17 protein-coding genes and 2 pseudogenes are annotated in these 16,195 nt (G+C 67.9%); 9 read left to right on the forward strand and 10 right to left on the reverse strand.

From position 1 onward, the window contains the following. Both BO39_RS26885 and BO39_RS26890 read left to right on the forward strand, forming a co-directional pair. On the forward strand, positions 1–453 hold a 453-nt coding region (locus BO39_RS26885; RefSeq protein ID WP_043839593.1), incomplete at its 5' end, for a YsnF/AvaK domain-containing protein. Between the two features lie 97 nt (positions 454–550). Then, positions 551–808 (forward strand): GlsB/YeaQ/YmgE family stress response membrane protein, encoded by a 258-nt coding sequence (locus tag BO39_RS26890; RefSeq protein ID WP_043839595.1) that lies wholly within the window; start codon positions 551–553, stop codon positions 806–808. Between the two features lie 183 nt (positions 809–991). On the opposite strand, the pseudogene BO39_RS26895 reads toward BO39_RS26890, so the two are convergent. Then, a pseudogene (locus BO39_RS26895) lies at positions 992–1,594 on the reverse strand (IS5 family transposase); the annotation flags it as partial. Positions 1,595–2,457: 863 nt separating this feature from the next. Further along, a complete protein-coding gene (locus tag BO39_RS26900) occupies positions 2,458–3,960 on the reverse strand; it encodes a cation:proton antiporter domain-containing protein (RefSeq protein ID WP_043839597.1) in 1,503 nt (500 codons plus the stop codon). A 271-nt stretch (positions 3,961–4,231) separates the two neighbouring features. Between BO39_RS26900 and BO39_RS31880 the strand changes: the two genes are divergently transcribed. Beyond that, entirely contained in the window at positions 4,232–4,630 is a 399-nt protein-coding gene (locus tag BO39_RS31880) for an acyl-CoA thioesterase (RefSeq protein WP_342666346.1), read from the forward strand. A gap of 120 nt (positions 4,631–4,750) precedes the next feature. Further along, positions 4,751–4,873, forward strand: coding sequence for a hypothetical protein (locus tag BO39_RS35060; protein WP_281175636.1), 123 nt, complete (start codon positions 4,751–4,753; stop codon positions 4,871–4,873). A 466-nt stretch (positions 4,874–5,339) separates the two neighbouring features. On the opposite strand, the gene BO39_RS33230 is transcribed toward BO39_RS35060, so the two are convergent. Both BO39_RS33230 and BO39_RS26910 read right to left on the reverse strand, forming a co-directional pair. After that, positions 5,340–5,717 (reverse strand): hypothetical protein, encoded by a 378-nt coding sequence (locus BO39_RS33230; RefSeq protein WP_169742865.1) that lies wholly within the window; start codon positions 5,715–5,717, stop codon positions 5,340–5,342. 176 nt (positions 5,718–5,893) lie between these two features. Continuing rightward, positions 5,894–7,003: an ROK family protein gene (locus tag BO39_RS26910; protein WP_052402868.1), complete on the reverse strand. Its 1,110-nt coding sequence runs from the start codon at positions 7,001–7,003 to the stop codon at positions 5,894–5,896. A gap of 745 nt (positions 7,004–7,748) precedes the next feature. On the opposite strand from BO39_RS26910, the gene speB reads away from it, so the two are divergent. The 4 genes from speB (at position 7,749) to BO39_RS26930 (ending at position 11,276) form a co-directional block, all read left to right on the forward strand. Next, positions 7,749–8,636, forward strand: a complete 888-nt coding sequence (gene speB, locus BO39_RS26915; RefSeq protein WP_043839603.1) for an agmatinase — start codon at positions 7,749–7,751, stop codon at positions 8,634–8,636. A gap of 466 nt (positions 8,637–9,102) precedes the next feature. Continuing rightward, positions 9,103–10,323 (forward strand): type III PLP-dependent enzyme, encoded by a 1,221-nt coding sequence (locus BO39_RS26920; protein ID WP_043839605.1) that lies wholly within the window; start codon positions 9,103–9,105, stop codon positions 10,321–10,323. 265 nt (positions 10,324–10,588) lie between these two features. Next, positions 10,589–10,969: a Crp/Fnr family transcriptional regulator gene (locus tag BO39_RS26925; RefSeq protein ID WP_169742866.1), complete on the forward strand. Its 381-nt coding sequence runs from the start codon at positions 10,589–10,591 to the stop codon at positions 10,967–10,969. 97 nt (positions 10,970–11,066) lie between these two features. Continuing rightward, the gene (locus tag BO39_RS26930) at positions 11,067–11,276 is read left to right on the forward strand and encodes a hypothetical protein (RefSeq protein ID WP_043839607.1); all 210 of its coding nucleotides are present in this window, start codon (positions 11,067–11,069) and stop codon (positions 11,274–11,276) included. 207 nt (positions 11,277–11,483) lie between these two features. Here BO39_RS26930 and BO39_RS26935 read toward each other — a convergent pair whose 3' ends face one another. The 5 genes from BO39_RS26935 to BO39_RS26955 are packed head-to-tail and all read right to left on the reverse strand — an operon-like array spanning position 11,484 to position 15,352. Further along, on the reverse strand, positions 11,484–12,221 hold the full coding sequence (locus BO39_RS26935; protein ID WP_052402873.1) for a GntR family transcriptional regulator: 738 nt from the start codon (positions 12,219–12,221) through the stop codon (positions 11,484–11,486). A 23-nt stretch (positions 12,222–12,244) separates the two neighbouring features. Then, the gene (locus BO39_RS26940) at positions 12,245–13,225 is read right to left on the reverse strand and encodes a Bug family tripartite tricarboxylate transporter substrate binding protein (RefSeq protein ID WP_052402875.1); all 981 of its coding nucleotides are present in this window, start codon (positions 13,223–13,225) and stop codon (positions 12,245–12,247) included. Continuing rightward, the gene (locus BO39_RS33805; RefSeq protein ID WP_043839621.1) at positions 13,222–13,611 is read right to left on the reverse strand and encodes a RidA family protein; all 390 of its coding nucleotides are present in this window, start codon (positions 13,609–13,611) and stop codon (positions 13,222–13,224) included. The genes BO39_RS26940 and BO39_RS33805 overlap by 4 nt, the downstream gene beginning before the upstream one ends. Before the next feature lie 2 nt (positions 13,612–13,613). Continuing rightward, positions 13,614–14,735, reverse strand: coding sequence for an alanine racemase (locus BO39_RS26950; protein WP_043839609.1), 1,122 nt, complete (start codon positions 14,733–14,735; stop codon positions 13,614–13,616). After that, on the reverse strand, positions 14,732–15,352 hold the full coding sequence (locus tag BO39_RS26955) for an HAD family hydrolase (RefSeq protein WP_043839610.1): 621 nt from the start codon (positions 15,350–15,352) through the stop codon (positions 14,732–14,734). Before BO39_RS26955 ends, BO39_RS26950 begins: the two co-directional genes overlap by 4 nt. A gap of 96 nt (positions 15,353–15,448) precedes the next feature. On the opposite strand from BO39_RS26955, the pseudogene BO39_RS31890 reads away from it, so the two are divergent. Next, positions 15,449–15,876, forward strand: a pseudogene (locus BO39_RS31890) (helix-turn-helix domain-containing protein); the annotation flags it as partial. A gap of 45 nt (positions 15,877–15,921) precedes the next feature. On the opposite strand, the gene BO39_RS26960 reads toward BO39_RS31890, so the two are convergent. Beyond that, positions 15,922–16,195, reverse strand: a 274-nt coding sequence (locus tag BO39_RS26960; protein ID WP_211257581.1) for a transposase, incomplete at its 5' end; no start/stop codon positions are given.

Genomic DNA, 16,195 nt, shown 5'->3' on the forward strand with positions numbered 1-16,195 from the left:
CGGATCGGCAAGCGCGATGTCGAGCGCGGTCGGGTGCGGGTGCGCTCCTACATCGTGGAGACGCCGGTCACCGAGCAGGTGACGCTGCGCGAGGAGCACGTGGACGTGCAGCGGCGCGCAGTGGACCGTCCGCTGACCGACGCTGACGAGGCCTTCCGCGAGCGCGTCATCGACGCGACCGAGCACTCGGAAGAGGCTGTGGTCGGCAAGGAGGCGCGGGTGAAGGAGGAACTGGTGATCCGCAAGGATGCCTCCGATCGCACAGAGACGGTACACGACACCGTGCGCCGCACCGAGGTCGAGGTGGACGATACCACGGGTACGGCCGACACTGCGAGCAGCGTCGGTGTGACCGGCACCACGAGCAGTAACCCGCCCGGCACCGCCGCCAGCCGCGCTGTGGACAACACGCTCGGTACCAACATCAGCGGCGCGAACCCCAACAAGCGCTAAGGCTTGTGAAGTGGTGGGGGTTGCTCAAGCAGCCCCCACTCACCTCACCGCACGATAGACACCACATATCATTGCATCCCCATTTCAGGAGACGTCCATGTCGATCCTTGGTTGGTTAGTACTCGGACTGATTGCAGGCTTCGTGGCGAGCAAGATCTACGCTGGCTCTGGTCAGGGCGTAGTCCTTGACATCGTCCTCGGCGTCATTGGAGCGATCGTTGGTGGCTTTCTCTTCAACACCTTCGGTGGTGCAGGTGTGACAGGCTTCAACCTGTACAGCATGGTTGTTGCTATTATCGGCGCTGTAATCGTGCTTTGGATCTACCACGCTGTTACCGGCCGCCGGAGCGGCTGAGAAAGGCCTGAACGTATCAGAACGGAGCCATAGGCATTGTTGAAGGCGGGCAAATCGTTCGAGTAGCCTGCGTGGTGATCAGCAACCTGCCGAGTACGGCCACCAGCCGCGTCGCGGGCAAGGCGCTGGACGCTAAGATCAGCGGCGCGAACTCCATCAAATACTGAGTGACTGTTTGAGAATTCAGTGATGGGCGAGCCTTTGGAGGAGGGCGCCCATGGCGACGTGGATCATGGCCTCGGACACATCGAGGCGTCGCTCGTAATTCCGCACGCGGCGGCGCCATCGGATCATCCAGCCAAAGGTGGGCTCCACCACCAAGCGGCGCGGGAGAACGTGGAAGCCTTTCTGGTCGGAACGCCGGACGATCTTGACGATGAAGTCGAGGAAGGCGGCCTTGTCCATCAGCTTCGTCCGATCGTAGCCCGCGTCGGCGAGCAGGTGCTTCAGCCAAGGCCAGCGCTTCCGGACTGCGGCCAGGATCGTCTGCGCACCCGCGCTGTCCGATATGTCGGCCGTGGTGAGGTTCAGCACCAGCAGCCGCCCACCCGTGTCCAGCGCGACGTGGCGCTTGCGCCCACCATAGCCCCGCGCCTCGGCGAACGGCGCCCTGGCCGCCCGGCTGTCGAGCACCCCACCCGAGGAGCTCGCCTCGCGACCCGCCGCCTCTCGATCAGGCATCAGTGTGACATCGTGGATGGTTCGGAACAGCAGGCGTCGCACGAGGCCGCGGAACCACCAGTGGGCCGTCTGCCATGGCCCCAAGTGGAAGGGAAATAGCAACCAGACCCGGGCCGAAGGGATCAGCGGTTGTCACGTCCGTCCATCGCTTTCCTCAGTGTCTCGCCGCCTCAGGACTTTGTGTGCGGGATTGCCAGAGAATACGTAGCCGGCAAAGCGCCGCTACAACCCGCCATCCAGACCACCTGAGCGGACGACACGCGCTCACCGCGCCCGAGTGTCCAAGTGAGCAGCTGAGAGCCCTGCCCCGATCATCGCTCTCAGGCCGGATTGGTGCCCCCAATCCGGTGCCAGGTTCGCACGCACCAGCAAGCTGCCCTCTCCGGTAACGGCTTGATCCCAGGAACGTCCTCAGCCAGCAAGGCAAGCCCGAGAGGGAGCATCCAGAGGCCGAGGATGGGAAGGATGGAGCCACACCCCACCGAGTATGAGAAGCAGGGCGCAGGGGCCCCTCAGCCACCGGCGTGACGGCTCTCGGAGCCACTCGATGCTCCTCTTCGTCCGGTTCGGCAGTCTTGAAAGCAACGTGGCCACCCGGATGTCCCAGGCGAGTGCCAAATCGTTGGTCATGCCATTTCACCCATCGAAGATCTCATCTCTAGTTCCCCTGATGGCAGAAGCCGGGCAATCTTTCACGATGGGCAGAGCAGTATCAAACCGCAGGTTTTCCGCATGAAGATGAGGTGCTGCAGATGCCCAGAGCAGGAGCACGCGGCGGAGTAAAGCAGCGGTACCTCCTTGGCATACCCTTCGGTTTCTACCGAGAGGGGAGAGAGCTCCAGCACTGCGGAAGTATTGCGCAAGACGGAGAAGCAAGTAAGCGAAGGCATGGCTCAGGTTAGGGACATGGCAAAGCTTTAGCAGAGCCGCCGGAGTGATGGACGATGACCCAACCTCCGGCGGGAGAGTCAGGGCCGTGGGGGAGGTGCGCCCGGCTCGGCGTTACCTTCAGCGGCTCGCTTCCGGAGGTCGCCCTCGCGCAGCAGGGTCCGAAGCCCTTCGTCGCCGATCTCGTCGCGCTCCCGGAGATCAAGTAGCGCGCGCCGCTCCGCTGCCAGGCCGGCAGCGTCCGCCACGTCGTCCCCTGCGCCGGCACTCTCCCGCGCCTCTGCCGCCAGCGTCCGAGCCCGCGTCTCCTCATGCTCGGTGTCACCTCCCTTCTGGAGGGCTGCCGCCCGCGTAACGCGACGCAGCGTCAGGCCCTGCAAGCCAACCGAACCAAGGACGACCAGGGCAACCACGACGAGGAGCAGCCCACCTTCCGTAAAGGCGGTCCCATCCGGCCATGCCGGGGGGACGGAGAGGACGACAACGAGGCCGAGGACTGAGCGTGTCGAGGCCCAGGCCATCACCCCAGCTGCTGCCGCCCGCCCTGCGGCATCTTCCCCGGCGAGTGCTGCCGCAAGCGGGGGAAGCCGCGTTGAGACAAGGGAGCCAAGCCAGCCGAGCGCAATCACCATGGCGAGAATGCCAGCCGCTGCTGCTCCTGCCTGCCAGGTATGGCATCCGCCGAGTTCAGCGAGCGCTTCAGGCACGGCAAGGCCGGCGAGGAAGAACAGGAGAGAGGAGACAAGGAGGCTCACCTCCTCCCAGAACGCCATGGCGGAGATGCGGGCCTCGGCCGAGGTGCGGGCCTCGCCTGTCTCCCTGTCGACGCGGGCGGCGGAGACAGCGAGCGCTGCCGCGATGATCGTGACTGCGAGCGACAGGCCGAGACCGCGGGCCGCGAGCGCTCCGAGGTAGGGCGCGGCGAGGGAAACTGCGATCTCGACCGGCGCCGGTCCCGCCCGATCGCGGAGCCACAGCACGGCGCGGCCGATGATGAAGCCGGCCGCCGCGCCACCCGCGAGAGCCCAGGCCACGTCAAGGGCCGCCTCCGCTACCTTCGGTGCCGCACCCTCTCGCATAGCGGCCGTGACGAGGGCGAGGGTGGTCAGGGCCACGACACGCGATGCCATCTCCCGCGCCTTCAGCGCGTCTGTGAGAGCACGGGGTACGTGAGGCGCCCCCTTGGCCTCCTGGAACAGCCGTGTGTCAAAGAGCGCGGCAACGACGCCGAGGAGGAGGGCCGCGGTCCATGTGAGGCCGGGCAGCAGGACGTAGCGCGAGAGGGCGGCAACGCCCAGCACTGTTAAGAGCGAGACGGCCACCCCAACGAGGACGCCCGGCAGAAAGAGGTGACGCAGAAGGTGGGGCGTGATCCGAACGGCAGCGGCGTAGATGACGGGCGGCAGGAACAGCCCGATCGCGAGGTCCGGGTCCACCTGAATGGGCGCGGGCCCGGGGAGGAACCCAGTCGCGAGCCCCGCAACAAAGAGGAGCACCGTTGCGGGAAGCTTGAGGAAGTGCGCCAGCGCCAGGAGCGGCCCGATGCCGGCCAGAAGCAGGGCGACAAACTCGACGGTGCCCATGCTGACGCTCCTGTCCTGGCCACCCCGTCAACTCAGCCGTGACGGAGGAAACGCAACAGGGCGGAGAAAGCTCCTCCAAGACAACTTGGCCTCCGTGCTCCTTCGCCCTGAGCCGGCGGCCGAGTTTCTCGGCAGGATCACCCATTTGATAACCCGGTGGTGGCGGGCGCATCCCCCTGAAAGTCTGCCGCCTCGGCTATGCAGCAGGAAGGGGGAGGGCAGCGTTCAAACATCCAGGTCGAGCGAACATCTTTAACGAAGGAACCGAGCATTGACCGGCAAGCCCCCTGAAATCCCTGGTGGCGCACAGTTGCGGACAATCGCCATGCCACGGGACACCAACGCCGGAGGCAGTATCTTCGGCGGCTGGACGCTCTCGCAGATGGACTTGGCCGGCGGTACCCTTGCGGCCGAACACGCGGAAGGACGCGTGGCGACCGTCAGCATCGACGCCATGCGCTTCCTGCGGCCTGTGTCGGTTGGCGACGAGGTCAGTTGCTACTGTACGCTGCAGGAGATGGGCAAATCGTCCGTTGCGGTAAGGATTGAAACCTGGGCTCGCGAACGTGGCGGCAAACCTGCAGAGAAGGTAACTGAGGGCGTTTTCACGTATGTTGCCATTGATGAGGAGGGTCGCTCACGTGACTTGCCAGCGTCAGAGGCGAGATGACGATCAAGGTCCCACGTCCACAGCAGCCTGACATCTTTCGAGGCCTTCAGCAGAGCTTCGCCAGGCCACTCTTTGTCGAGATCGGCTACTTGGGATCAGTGAGTTGAAGGTCGGGCGCAAATGAACAGCAAGATAGATCCTGGCGAGGAGCCGGCAGTCGTCACGGGAAGCCGGGAGCAACTCCTCTACCTGCTCGCCGAGGCAGCAGAGATCGAGCACACCCTCATGTGCAGTTATCTCTAGACTGCCTTCAGCTTCAGGTGTGGGGATGGGGTGTCCGCCGTCAGGGCTCATGAGACAGAATGGGGTGGTTAAGGAAGAGAGGGTTACCGGCGCTTTCGCTGCCGCGCCTGCGGCCGAGGGTTCAACGAGCGCAGCGTCGGGGTGCTGAACCGGACGCAGTACCCGACGAGCCGGTTCTGTCGAGCCTATGACGAACTCCGCAACCATCTCCGTCCTCGCCCTCGCCGCAACCAGCATGTTCCCGCCAATCACCGCCGCATAATTCATCTCCGTCAAGCGACAACCGTGCTCGCCATTCTCGCGGCAGGGTAGGCTGACAGCCTCAGGCGGCATGCCGCGGCATCTCTGACGCGAGCGCTGACAGAACCGGCGACACGGTTATGGCCCTTGGCAACCGGGCGCGTGACCGAGGTGAGCGCCGGATGAAGGCTGTGCGCCTGCAGGTGCGTGAACGGACCTAAGACATCTACCCCGAGCGTATCCGGAGCTGAGGCTCACCCTGCTCGAGCTTCTTCGGGGTCTGGCTGCCTGGCCGGTCGCACTGGCTCTCTCGCGCTCGGCCATCGCTTACCCGCTGGTCAGCGCCGCTCACATTCTTGCCCTTGCTCTGCTCTTCGGCGGTATCGCCGTCCTGGATCTGCGGATCCTTGGCTTGTTCCGCGGCAGCCCGCTGGGCGCTGTCGCCGGCCCCTCGGTGCGGGGCGCCGCCTGCGACTTTGTGCTTGCCGCGGCTACCGGCTTCCTTCTCTTCAGCACCCGGCCGCTCACCTATCTTGAGAGCCCAGCCTTTCTCTTGAAGCTCGGGCCGATCGGGCTTGCCCTGCTGAACGTCGCCGTCGTCCACGCCAATCCCGGGTGGCAGGTCGCGCTCACCGGCGGGGAGGTGCATGGCTTTTTGCGCGCCTCAGCTGCTGTGTCGCTCCTCGTAGGGGCCGCCGTGGTGCTGGCCGGCCGCTGGATTGGCTTTCTTCAGGAAGGCCACCTCAAGAGGCTGCTAGAACGGTCACCGAGTGCCACCCTCTACGATGGCTGCTTGCTCGGACGGTTCGTGAAACGTGCGTTGCCGAGCCCTGTGCCGATGGTCAGCACGCCCCAGTGCTTCACGCCCTGCATGCCGTGGGTCTCGCTCAACCCCTGCACGACGGCATCGTTGTGCACCACCACCTGGAATGGCCGGCCAATGATACTCGAGACGGCCTCCGCCAGTTGCGTCGACAGGTTGAACTCATCTCCCTCCCAGTTGCCACCAGGCAGGTTCTGCCCGCCGCACTTGATTGTCCCGTCACTCGCGATGAGGCCAGGGCAACCCACTCCCACGAAGGGAGCGAGGCTGAGTTTCTCCCGACGGGCTCGTTCCGCCAGCTCACCCAGCATCCCTGCGATCCTTGCGACAGCGCCATCGCGGTCGGATGCCTCATCGGCATGGCGCCAGCGCTCGACGGCGACGACATGCGCGCGAGAGAGGTCCGGCGCCTCCTTCAGCCCGAGCTCAACCAAGCCTACCCGGAGGTTCGTGCCGCCGATATCGACAGCGAGAACAGCGTCAGTGCCCGCGAGGAGCTCTGGAGGGGCGAGGTGGGCCGCGCCGCACAAGGCAGCCTCATCGGGATGACGGGAGACAGGTACCAACTGGATCTGCTCGCCACCAGCCTTGAGAAGGATCGCGACACGGCCGACAGCCATCAACCCGATACGTGCCTCAAGGAAGCCGCCACCCACGGCGATGCGCTCGGTGCCACGCCAACCCGGCAGGCGGAGGAAGCGCCGGATGACGGCGGTCATCTCCTGCGCGAAGTCCTCGATCGCGGAGTGAACCAGGCCAGCCGCTTCAGGGGCTTGGTCCGCGGCGTGCAGCAGGGCGTCCAGGTCGGTGCGGTCGATCTTCTCGGTTGGGATGTTCTCGCCGGCCGTCCCCTCAAGCGGGTCGGCGTCACCACCGCCGCGGCGGGCACGCTCACGCCAGTCCTCAAGGATCGCCGAGAAGGCACGGTTGCTGGCGCGGTCTCCGAGGAAGCCCTCCCCCGACGGGTCGCTCAGCTCCGCGTTGTACGTGTCCAGCCGGACGTAGGGCAGCTCCTTGGCGCCGTGTTCCAGCGCTGGTCGCGGCGCGAGCTTGTCCAACGGTGGCATAAGTGTCCCCTTTTGAAGGCCACTTCAGCCATGCCTCCAACTCAGCATTGAAACCGTCAGGAGGGCCAAATCAGGCTTTCCTCACGCCACATTGTCTGAGTTGGTCGCGCAAGTGCAGCCTTGCCGGTTCTTACGCCAGTGTTCGACCAAGCTCGTGCGGCAATTGGATGAAGTTCGGGTGAACGGTTCAGCTCTGCGAAGCATATCGCGCCATGCTTAGACGACCGTGCAGGAGTTCCCGCCCTAACGCTCGGGACGCGCCCGCCCCAGGCATCCGATGCGGAGGTCATCCCACTGCGGTCAAGCGCGGTGCCGAGTGCCGCCGTAGATACCGCGCCGACGCGGCGGGATCGGGATCCCTTGTCCATCGCCGAACACGGCCGCATGGCTTGGCAGAGGGCGTCTAGTTACAACCGGCGAGCCCTTCTGGAAGCCGACGTGTCGCGCTGGAAACGCGTCACTGGCCCCGGTTTGCGATCGCAGTCGGATGGGCGCTAAGCGACCGAGGTGGCCATCGCTACTGAATCATTCAACCGCATGCTCGATTCCGGCCCGGCCTGAGTTCCGTCGCAATCTCGAGCCCGACCCTGCGCTTCGGCCGCCTCTCCTGAATGCGCGGGAGCGGGCGGGTGGCGCGACCGGGGCCGCCCACATGACGATCTCGCCTCTCCGGTGGCGGGTGGGCAACGACGCCCGGCGTCGCCGGTTCAGGCAGGGTCCATCTCTCATCCGATCGGGGAGCATCATGGCCGGCCCGCCCACCTACGCCATTCCGCCCGGCTTCATGGGCATCTCGCGACGCGACGCCGAGGGCGCCACAGCCATCGCGGGCATCCCGCTCGATATCGGCACGACCAACCGCGCCGGCTCGCGCGACGGCCCGCGCGCGATCCGCGCCGCGTCGCGGATGCTGGTGGACGGGGCGCATCCCGGCAGCTGGCTCGACCCGGCGACGCTGCCGCTGGCCGATATCGGTGACCTCGCCGTGGCGCTCGGGGACCTGCCAGCAAGCCTCGCGCTGATCGAGCAGCAGGCGGGCTGCCTCGATCACCTGGTTGCGCTGGGCGGCGAGCACGGGGTGACCCTACCGCTGCTCCGCGCGCTCGCCCGGCGCCTGGGCGGGCCCCTGGGCCTGCTGCACATGGACGCCCATGTCGACACCTGGCCGGACAGCTTCGGCCAGACCTACGGGCACGGGTCCGTTTTCTGGCACGCCATCCGGGAGGGACTGGTGGATCCCCGCCGGATGATCCAGGTCGGCATCCGCTCCCCGGTGCAGCGTGAGGTCTGGGACTGGACGCTGGCGCAGGGCGTCACCGTCATCACGGCGATCGAGGCGCACGAGGCCGGCCCGGCCGCTGTGGCATCGCGGGTGCGGGAGGTGCTGGGGTCTGCTCCCGCCTATCTCTCCTTCGACATCGACGTGCTGGACCCCGCCTTTGCCCCGGGCACCGGGACGCCGGAGGCGGGAGGGCTCGCCACGTGGCAGGTCCAGTCCCTGCTGAGAAAGCTGGGCGGGGTGAGGTTCCGCGGGATGGACGTGGTTGAGGTGGCGCCCGCCTACGACCAGGCCGAGATTACTGCCCTCGCCGCCGCGACGGTGGTCTGGGAATATCTCTGCCGGCCCACCTGAAAAATCCTCGGGGCACCGGGATCGATGCAGGCATCAGTCCGGCCCTTCAGCCAATCGGCCAGAAAAAAGCTTGCGTGACGGCTGGACGACCACTACATAGCGGCTGCCCCGAGCCCAGGTGCCGTTGCCTGGCCAGGGGATTGCTCGACGCCATCGCACGTGCCGCGAGCCGACGCCCGTTCGTGGGGCAGGCACAGCAACGACGGGACGCGTCCTTTGTTCGATCCGGCCGCTCGCGCCGCGGGTAACCCCGTGGCGCCGGAGGTGGGCCGGAAGGTTCGAGGGAGCCGCCTATGTTGCCCAACTTCCACGGCGTTGGACCCACACCAACACCCTGACGTCGCCGCACCGACGCGCACGCCCTCCCGGCGCCGCGCGGGCGCAGCGTGCCTGCCGGCCCTGGCCCCAACCCGGGGCGCGCTGGTCGCTTCCCTCTCCCGTTCTCCCGTCCCCAACGAGACCTGCGATGCCCGAGATCCGCTTCCGCGGCGCCGTCGCGCCGCTTCGCCGTCCTGCGGTTAACCTGCCCTCCAGCGTGGCCCCGATGGTCGCGGCCTTGCGCCCGGAGCAGCCGCTGCACTGCCTCCGCCCCGCCACCATCGCCGCAGCGGCAGCCGCTTTTCGCGCGAGCTTTCCAGGCAGGGTGCTCTACGCGGTGAAGTGCAATCCGGAGCCCGCGGTTCTACGTGCCCTGTGGTCCGGCGGGCTTCGCCACTTCGACTGCGCCTCGCTCGGTGAGGTGCGGCTGGTACGCAGCATGTTCGCGGAGGCCTCGATCCATTTCATGCACCCGGTGAAGGCGCGCGGCGCGATCCGCGAGGCCTGGGAGAGGCACGGCGTCAGCGATTTCGTGCTCGACAGCGCGGAGGAACTCCAGAAGATCCTCGACGAGACCGGGCGCGGCTCCGGTCGGCTCGGGCTCGTCGTGCGGCTAGCCCTTCCGAAGGGTCCGGCCGTCTACGACCTCTCCGGCAAGTTCGGCGCCCAGGAGGCCGAGGCTGCCCTGCTGCTGCGCGCCGCCCGCCCGCACGCCGCGCGGCTTGGCGTGAGCTTTCACGTCGGCTCGCAGTGCCTGGAGCCCGCGGCCTACACGAGGGCTGTCGCCCTCGCCGCGCGCGTCATCCAGGCCGCAGGGGTGCAGGTGGACGTTCTCGACGTGGGAGGCGGCTATCCCGTCGCCTATCCCGAGGTCATGCCGCCACCGCTCCGGGCCTTCACCTCGGCCATCGCGGCGGCCGTTGAGGTGGAGGGGCTGGAGGACCTCGAGCTCTGGGCCGAGCCCGGCCGGGCGCTGGTCGCTGGCGGCACCTCCGTCGTCCTTCAGGTGCAGCACCGACGGGGCGACGCGCTGTTCGTGAACGACGGCGTCTACGGAGCCCTGTCCGACGCCGGCGCGCCGGGCTTTCGCTTCCCCGTGCGCCTGCTGCGCCCGGGTGGCGGGAGCGCGGCACCGCTCGTGCCCTTCGCCTTCTTCGGGCCGACCTGCGACAGCGCGGACCGGATGGAAGGGCCGTTCCTCCTCCCGGCCGACGTCTCGGAGGGTGACTGGATCGAGGTCGGCCAGCTCGGCGCCTATGGTAGCGCGCTGCGGACCGCCTTCAACGGCTTCGACCGGGCGGGCATCCTAGAGGTGACCGACGCACCGCTGCTGGAGACGCCCGGCTACCAGGTCGTGGCGGCTGCCTGAGCGCCCGTCACCCAGCGGGACGCGCGGGTGCGGGTTGCGGTGATTGGCGGTCCGGCGTCCCCTCATGGCCGGGGCACCGAAGCGGCCGGCCGCCATCTCCCCGGCCCGGCGATGGCGCGCAGTCCCGCTACTGGCCACCGGCGGGGCCGCTGGTTCAGGTCGCGGCCGGTAATCCCCGCTACGCCGGTTCCCTGCCTCACCCTCTTTTGCTTCAATCTCCGTCATGAAAGTGCAATCGTCATAGCCTGATTTGCCGGAGGTTGCGGTGCTCGACCTTGCCCAGAAGCCGTTGGACGTGCGGCAGATATCCCGATCGCTCGGCGTCGTTCTCCGTTTCGCGGCCGGGGACCTTCTCTTCCGCGAGGGGGACCAGCCGAACTGCATGTACATCCTGCTCGACGGAGAGGTGGAGCTCCGGCGGCGCGAGGTGGTAATCGAAACGGTGGGGCCCGGCCAGGCCTTGGGCATCGTCTCCCTCCTCGACAACGAGCCCCGCACCGTCACGGCCGAGGCCAGGAAGGCCTGCGAGGTTGCCGCGATCGACGCGCGGAAGTTCCGCTTCGCGGTGGAGGAGGTGCCGCACTTTGCGTGGTGGACCATGGCCGAGCTGGCGCACCGGCTGCGGATGACCAACGCCGCGCTGTAGCGCGCAGCGCCGGGATCTCCGATGTCATCGATCGGGCGTTGCAAGGCCGCGCGTTCCGGTTAATCAGGCGGGGCGGACCCAAACAGGTACCCCCGCCATGCAGGCCGACGACAAGGACTCCTCCTGGCTCAAGCTCGAGCCCCAGGACGATCTCGACGAGGAAATCGAGCAGGAGATCGATGACGAGCGGCTTCCGGCCGCGCTGCGGGAGCTGCACCAGCGACGGAAGCGGAGCACGATCGAGCGCGGCGTGTACTTCCGCGAGTTGCTGCTCCTGCAAGGCGAGTTGCTGAAGCTCCAGGATTAGGACATCCACCAGGGACTGAAGGTCGTCGTCCTCTTCGAGGGGCAGTCTTCCCGAACAGGGCCGTTCTGCCGTCCTTCACATCCAGCATGAACTGTTTGACGCTCGCCAGGGGGCGCGTTGGTCGCCTTCAACATGGCGGTCCTGGCCGGAAGCGGAAGGTCTGCTCTCAGGCTGGAACTTGAAGAAGCGGCCGGAGAACAGTGCGCTCTACTTGGCCGAGCTCGAGCCTACGATCATCTGGTCTTCTGACCCTGGCGCGATCACCACCCGCTGACGGGTAGCGGCGAGATGCGCGCGCATGGCGGTTTCCGCGCCGCTTCCATCACGCGCCTTGATGGCGGCGACGACCTTGCGGTGTTCTTCGAGGCCACTTTCCCGGTGCCCGGGACGAGCGGCAACCTGCCGGAGTGCCAGGGCCATGCGTCCCTCCAGCGAGACGAGAAGGCGGTGGACCTCAGCGTTGTCGCAGGCCGCGGCGATCGCACGATGGAAGGCGGCGTTCGTGCGGAAGTACCCGTCTTCGTCGCCCGTTGCCACAGCTTCGGCCTGCTCGGCCAGGATGCCATCCAACCGCCTGCCGAGATCGGCGGGCCCTCGTTCAGCCGCCAGGCGCGCGGCGAAGCCTTCCAGAGGCCCCCGCGCCTCATGGATGGCCTGCGTCTCCTTCAGGCCGAGTTCCGTGACGACGACACCGCGGCGAGGACTCTCTACGGCGAGCCCCTCTGCGGTCAGGGCCAGCACGGCTTCCCGCACCGGGGACCGGGAGATCCCCATGCGGAGGGCGAGAGCGGGTACGGAGAGCTTCTGACCCGGCCGGAGGTCACCCGAGAGGATGGCCTGCCGCAGGGCGGCCACTGTCTCGTCCACCACACGCGCGGGACCGATGGAGGGGAGGGGATCGTCCGTGGTCCTGACTTGGGTCGTCATATCGGTGATGTCGGGCACTTCGAGGCACCCGGCAAGTCGGGCTATCCGTCCGCCCGGATACCAGCGGCCCGCAGCACCTCGCCCCAGCGCGCCTGCTCGGCAGCCAGGAAGCTGGCAATCGCCGGTGGTGCCGCGTCGTCCATTGGGGTGTTGCCGAGCGCCTCCAACCGTGCCCGGAAGGTCGGGTCAGCCTTGGCCTGCCGGACCGCCTCGTTCAGCCGCGCCACCACCGGCTCCGGCGTGCGTGTGGGGGCGAGCAGCACGTTCCAGGAGGCCATCGTATAGTCGGCCAGGCCCGGGAAGCCGCTCTCGGCGACAGTCGGAATCTCCGGTGCCTGGGACAGGCGCTGTGCGGAGGTTACGGCCAAGCCCTTGAGTGCGCCGCCCCGCGCCTGGCCGAGGCCCGTGGTGGCCGTATCCCCAACCAGGGCAATGGTCCCGGCCACCAGGTCGTTCGTGGCGGGCGCCACCCCACGGTAAGGGACGTGGTTCATGGAAAGGCCTGCCGAAGCTAGGAGCTTGGCCACGGCCAAGTGGGCCGCCGTGCCGTTCCCGGCGCTGCCATAGTCGTAGCGGCCGGGATGGTCGCGAACGAGGTTCAGGAAGGCCCGCAGGTCGTTCACGGGCAGGTTTGGGGCGCCGAGCAGCACCACGGGGCTCTCGGCCAGCAACCCGACTGGCGTGAAATCCTTCAGCGGGTCGAAGGGAAGGCGGGCGAAGAAGGCGGGGTTGGTCGCCTGGCTGATGTTGTTGAACAGCAGCGTGTAGCCGTCCGGCGCCGCCTTCGCGACGGCGTCGCTGCCGACGGTGCTGCCCGCGCCGGAGCGGTTCTCGACCGGCATCGGCTGGCCGAGGATGGCCGAGAGCCGCTCGGCGAAAGTGCGCGCCAGGGTGTCGGATGGGCCGCCGGGCGCGAAGGGAACCACGAGGCGGATGGCCCGGTTGGGGTAGGCGGCCTGGGCCTGTGCCGCGGCGGGCAGGATCATCGGGGCGGCCAGTACGGCACGGCGGCTCAGGATCATGCGGCGGGCTCCGGAAAGACGGCGACGGCGTCGACCTCGATGAGGGAGGCTTGATGCAGGCCGGGGCAGGTCAGGATCGTTCGTGCAGGGCGATGGGGGCCGAAATAGGCGGCGCAGGCAGCGTTCACCGCAGCCCAGTGCGTGACATCGTTGACGTAGACGCCGAGGCGCGCGACGTGGTGGCCCTCCAACCCCGCCGCCGCCAGCACCCGGCCCAGGCGGCGCAGCACGGCGGCGGCCTGAGCACCTGCATCCAGCAGCGGGTCCCCGGGCTCCTCTGGCCGGACGCCCAGCAGGCCCGAGATGAAGAGCAGCCCGCCCGCGCGCACCGCGTGGGCGTAGTGCCCCGCGGGCGGGGGCAGATCAGGCGCGGTGACGACCTGCACGCTCACCACCCGTCGCAGCGTGCCCAGCGTGCCGTCGGCACGCCGTCGCCCATGTGCACGTCGTAGCCGCCATGACCGCCAGCCGCGGTCAGGCAGGCGTGGTTGGGCAGGACGCGAACCCGTGCTCCGAGCGGCAGCCGCTCGAACCAGCCAGGGTCCGGAACGGGCACGGTGCCGTGCTCCTGGTGCAGAACCGTGACCGAGAGCGGGAGGCGCTCTCCCGTGGCGGCTTCCGCGAGGATCCCAAAGCGGGCCTCCGGCATGAAGGCGTTGGCACCGGTGTCCTTGCTCATCGCGAGCGCCCCGGCATCCAGCACCAGTGCCCCCGCCGCACCGGGGAAGGTCCTCTGGTGTCCAATAACGGCCGCTTCGACCGAGAGGGCAAGGTCGTCCCAGCCGCACATGCCGCGCGAGAGCTGCGCCAGGTCCCAGAAGAGCGAGACGCCCGCCCGAACCTCCGTCACGCCCTGGAGGTGGCGGGCGAAAAGCAGGGTGGGAGTGGAGCCGACCGAGACAACTGAGCACCGGTGGCCGCGCGCGCGGAGACGCTCCGCCGCATGCACCGCCGCAGCGCGCTCAGCCTCCGCGAGATCGGCGAGGCGCGCCGGATCGTCCGTGCCGTAGGAGTGCCCTGCGTGGGTCAGGACCCCTTGGAGGCGAAGAATTGGGTGTCGTTCAATCTCCTCGGCTGCGGCGAGGAGGGTGGTGCCAGCGGGGTCTGTCCCCGAGCGATGCTCGCCGCAGTCTACCTCCAGCAGGAGGTCCATCGGCTGAGCCGCCGCCTCCCCGAGCACTCGCACCATGATGGGGTCGTCGGCGACTACGGTGACCCGCGCCCCCCGGTCCTGAAGCGCCGCCACGCGTGGCAGCCGGTCGGGCGTGATCGCGGTAGCCAGGACGAAGTCGGCGAAGCCCCCCTCAGCCAGGAACTCTGCCTCCCGCAGGGTGGAGACCGTGACCGGCCCGGTGCGCCCCTCATGGACGACGCGCGCGACCTCGACGCATTTGGCGGTCTTGAGATGCGGACGGAGTGTGACGCCGAGAGCGGCGCAACGGGCGCGCAGGCGGGCGGCATTGCGCTCCAGCCGCCCGCGGTCGAGCAGGAGGCGAGGCGTCGTGGTCATGGCAGGCCCTCCAAGGCAGCGTCCAGGGTGCGCGCCTCCCGCAAGGGGGCGGGGCCGGGCCGGGCAGGCAGGCCGACGCGATTGTGCCAGACCACCGCCATCCCAACTCCGGCCGCGCCGGGCACGTCGGCGCTGCTGCCTGCAACAAAGATCGCGTCCACGGGCTCCACCCCGAGCGCAGCGAGGACGGCGCGGTAGGGCTCGGGCTGTGGCTTGTAGAAGCCTGCCTCCTCAGAGGTGATGACCGCGTCGAAGGGCACGCCGCAGCGCGCCGCGGCGCGTCGGCCGAGCTCGACGGAGCAGTTCGTCGCGACGCCCAAGAGCAAGCCGCGCGCCCTGAGATCCCGAAGCACAGCCGGGACTTCGGGCCAGGGCTGCAGCCCGTCCCACCCGGCATGGAGCGCTGCGGGAGCGGAGGGCGGCAGGCCAGCGTCGTGCGCCGCCTCGGCCACCAATACCTCATAGGGCCGGTAAGCGCCGCATCCATAGGTCAGCTCCAGGTAGCGAGCGCGCCAGCGGCGGCCGTCCTCCTGGGTTCCGGCGGCGGCGTCCCAGACAGACCAGCTGTCCAGGAGGGCGGTGAGGAGGTCGAAGACGATGGCTCTGGGCTTGGGCATGCGGCGAGATTACATTTTACATGTAGAATTGCAAGCCAGGTGTTTGGTCCCGGAGTATGGCGGTACGCTTGACCATCATGCTGCGAGGAACGCGCTATGGGCCAGGTTCTTCACGCCTGCGCCCGCACGACGGAGGCGGTTCATGGCGCGATCCAGCTACAACAAGAGAGCGTAAGGACCCTGGCCCAGCGCTTCGGTGTCAGCCCCACCACGGTCCAGAAATGGCGCAAGCGGTCTACGACGGCCGACGCTCCCATGGGGCCAAAGGAGCCCCGCGTCATCGCCTTCCGTCGGCACACCCTGCTACCGCTGGACGACTGCCTCTACGCCCTCCAGCCCGTTGAACGCATGCGTTCAACCCCGCATCTGACGCGCTCGACCCTGCACCGCTGCCTGGAGCGGCACGGCATCAGCCGCTTACCCCAGGTCGGCGGGGACAAACGGCCAGGCAGCGCTTTGCTACCTATCTCATCGGCTACTTCCACATCGACCCCGACCAATCGGGCACGGGGCACGGTAGCGTCCGTCAATGTGGTGGAAATTGCGTCTGGGCTTGAGGTGGCCACGGCTCAGGCGGCCTTGGGTGGAAGTTGCAGGGTTTCGTTGGTGAGCGCTGGGTTGAGCATCTCGCCCATGGCTTCGACGCCCATGTAGCGGTGCTGCAGTTGCCACTCGTCGTTGGCCTCGAGCAGCACAGCGCCGATGAGGCGGATGATGGACGCCTCAGAGGGAAAGATGCCGACCACGTCGGCGCGGCGTTTCACCTCCTTGTTGAGGCGCTCCAGCGGGTTCGTCGAGTGCAGTTTAGTCCGGTGCGGCGCCGGGAACGCCATATAGGCGAGC

The sequence above is a fragment of the Roseomonas aerilata DSM 19363 genome, from assembly GCF_000711725.1.
Taxonomy (GTDB): Bacteria; Pseudomonadota; Alphaproteobacteria; order Acetobacterales; family Acetobacteraceae; genus Roseomonas; species Roseomonas aerilata.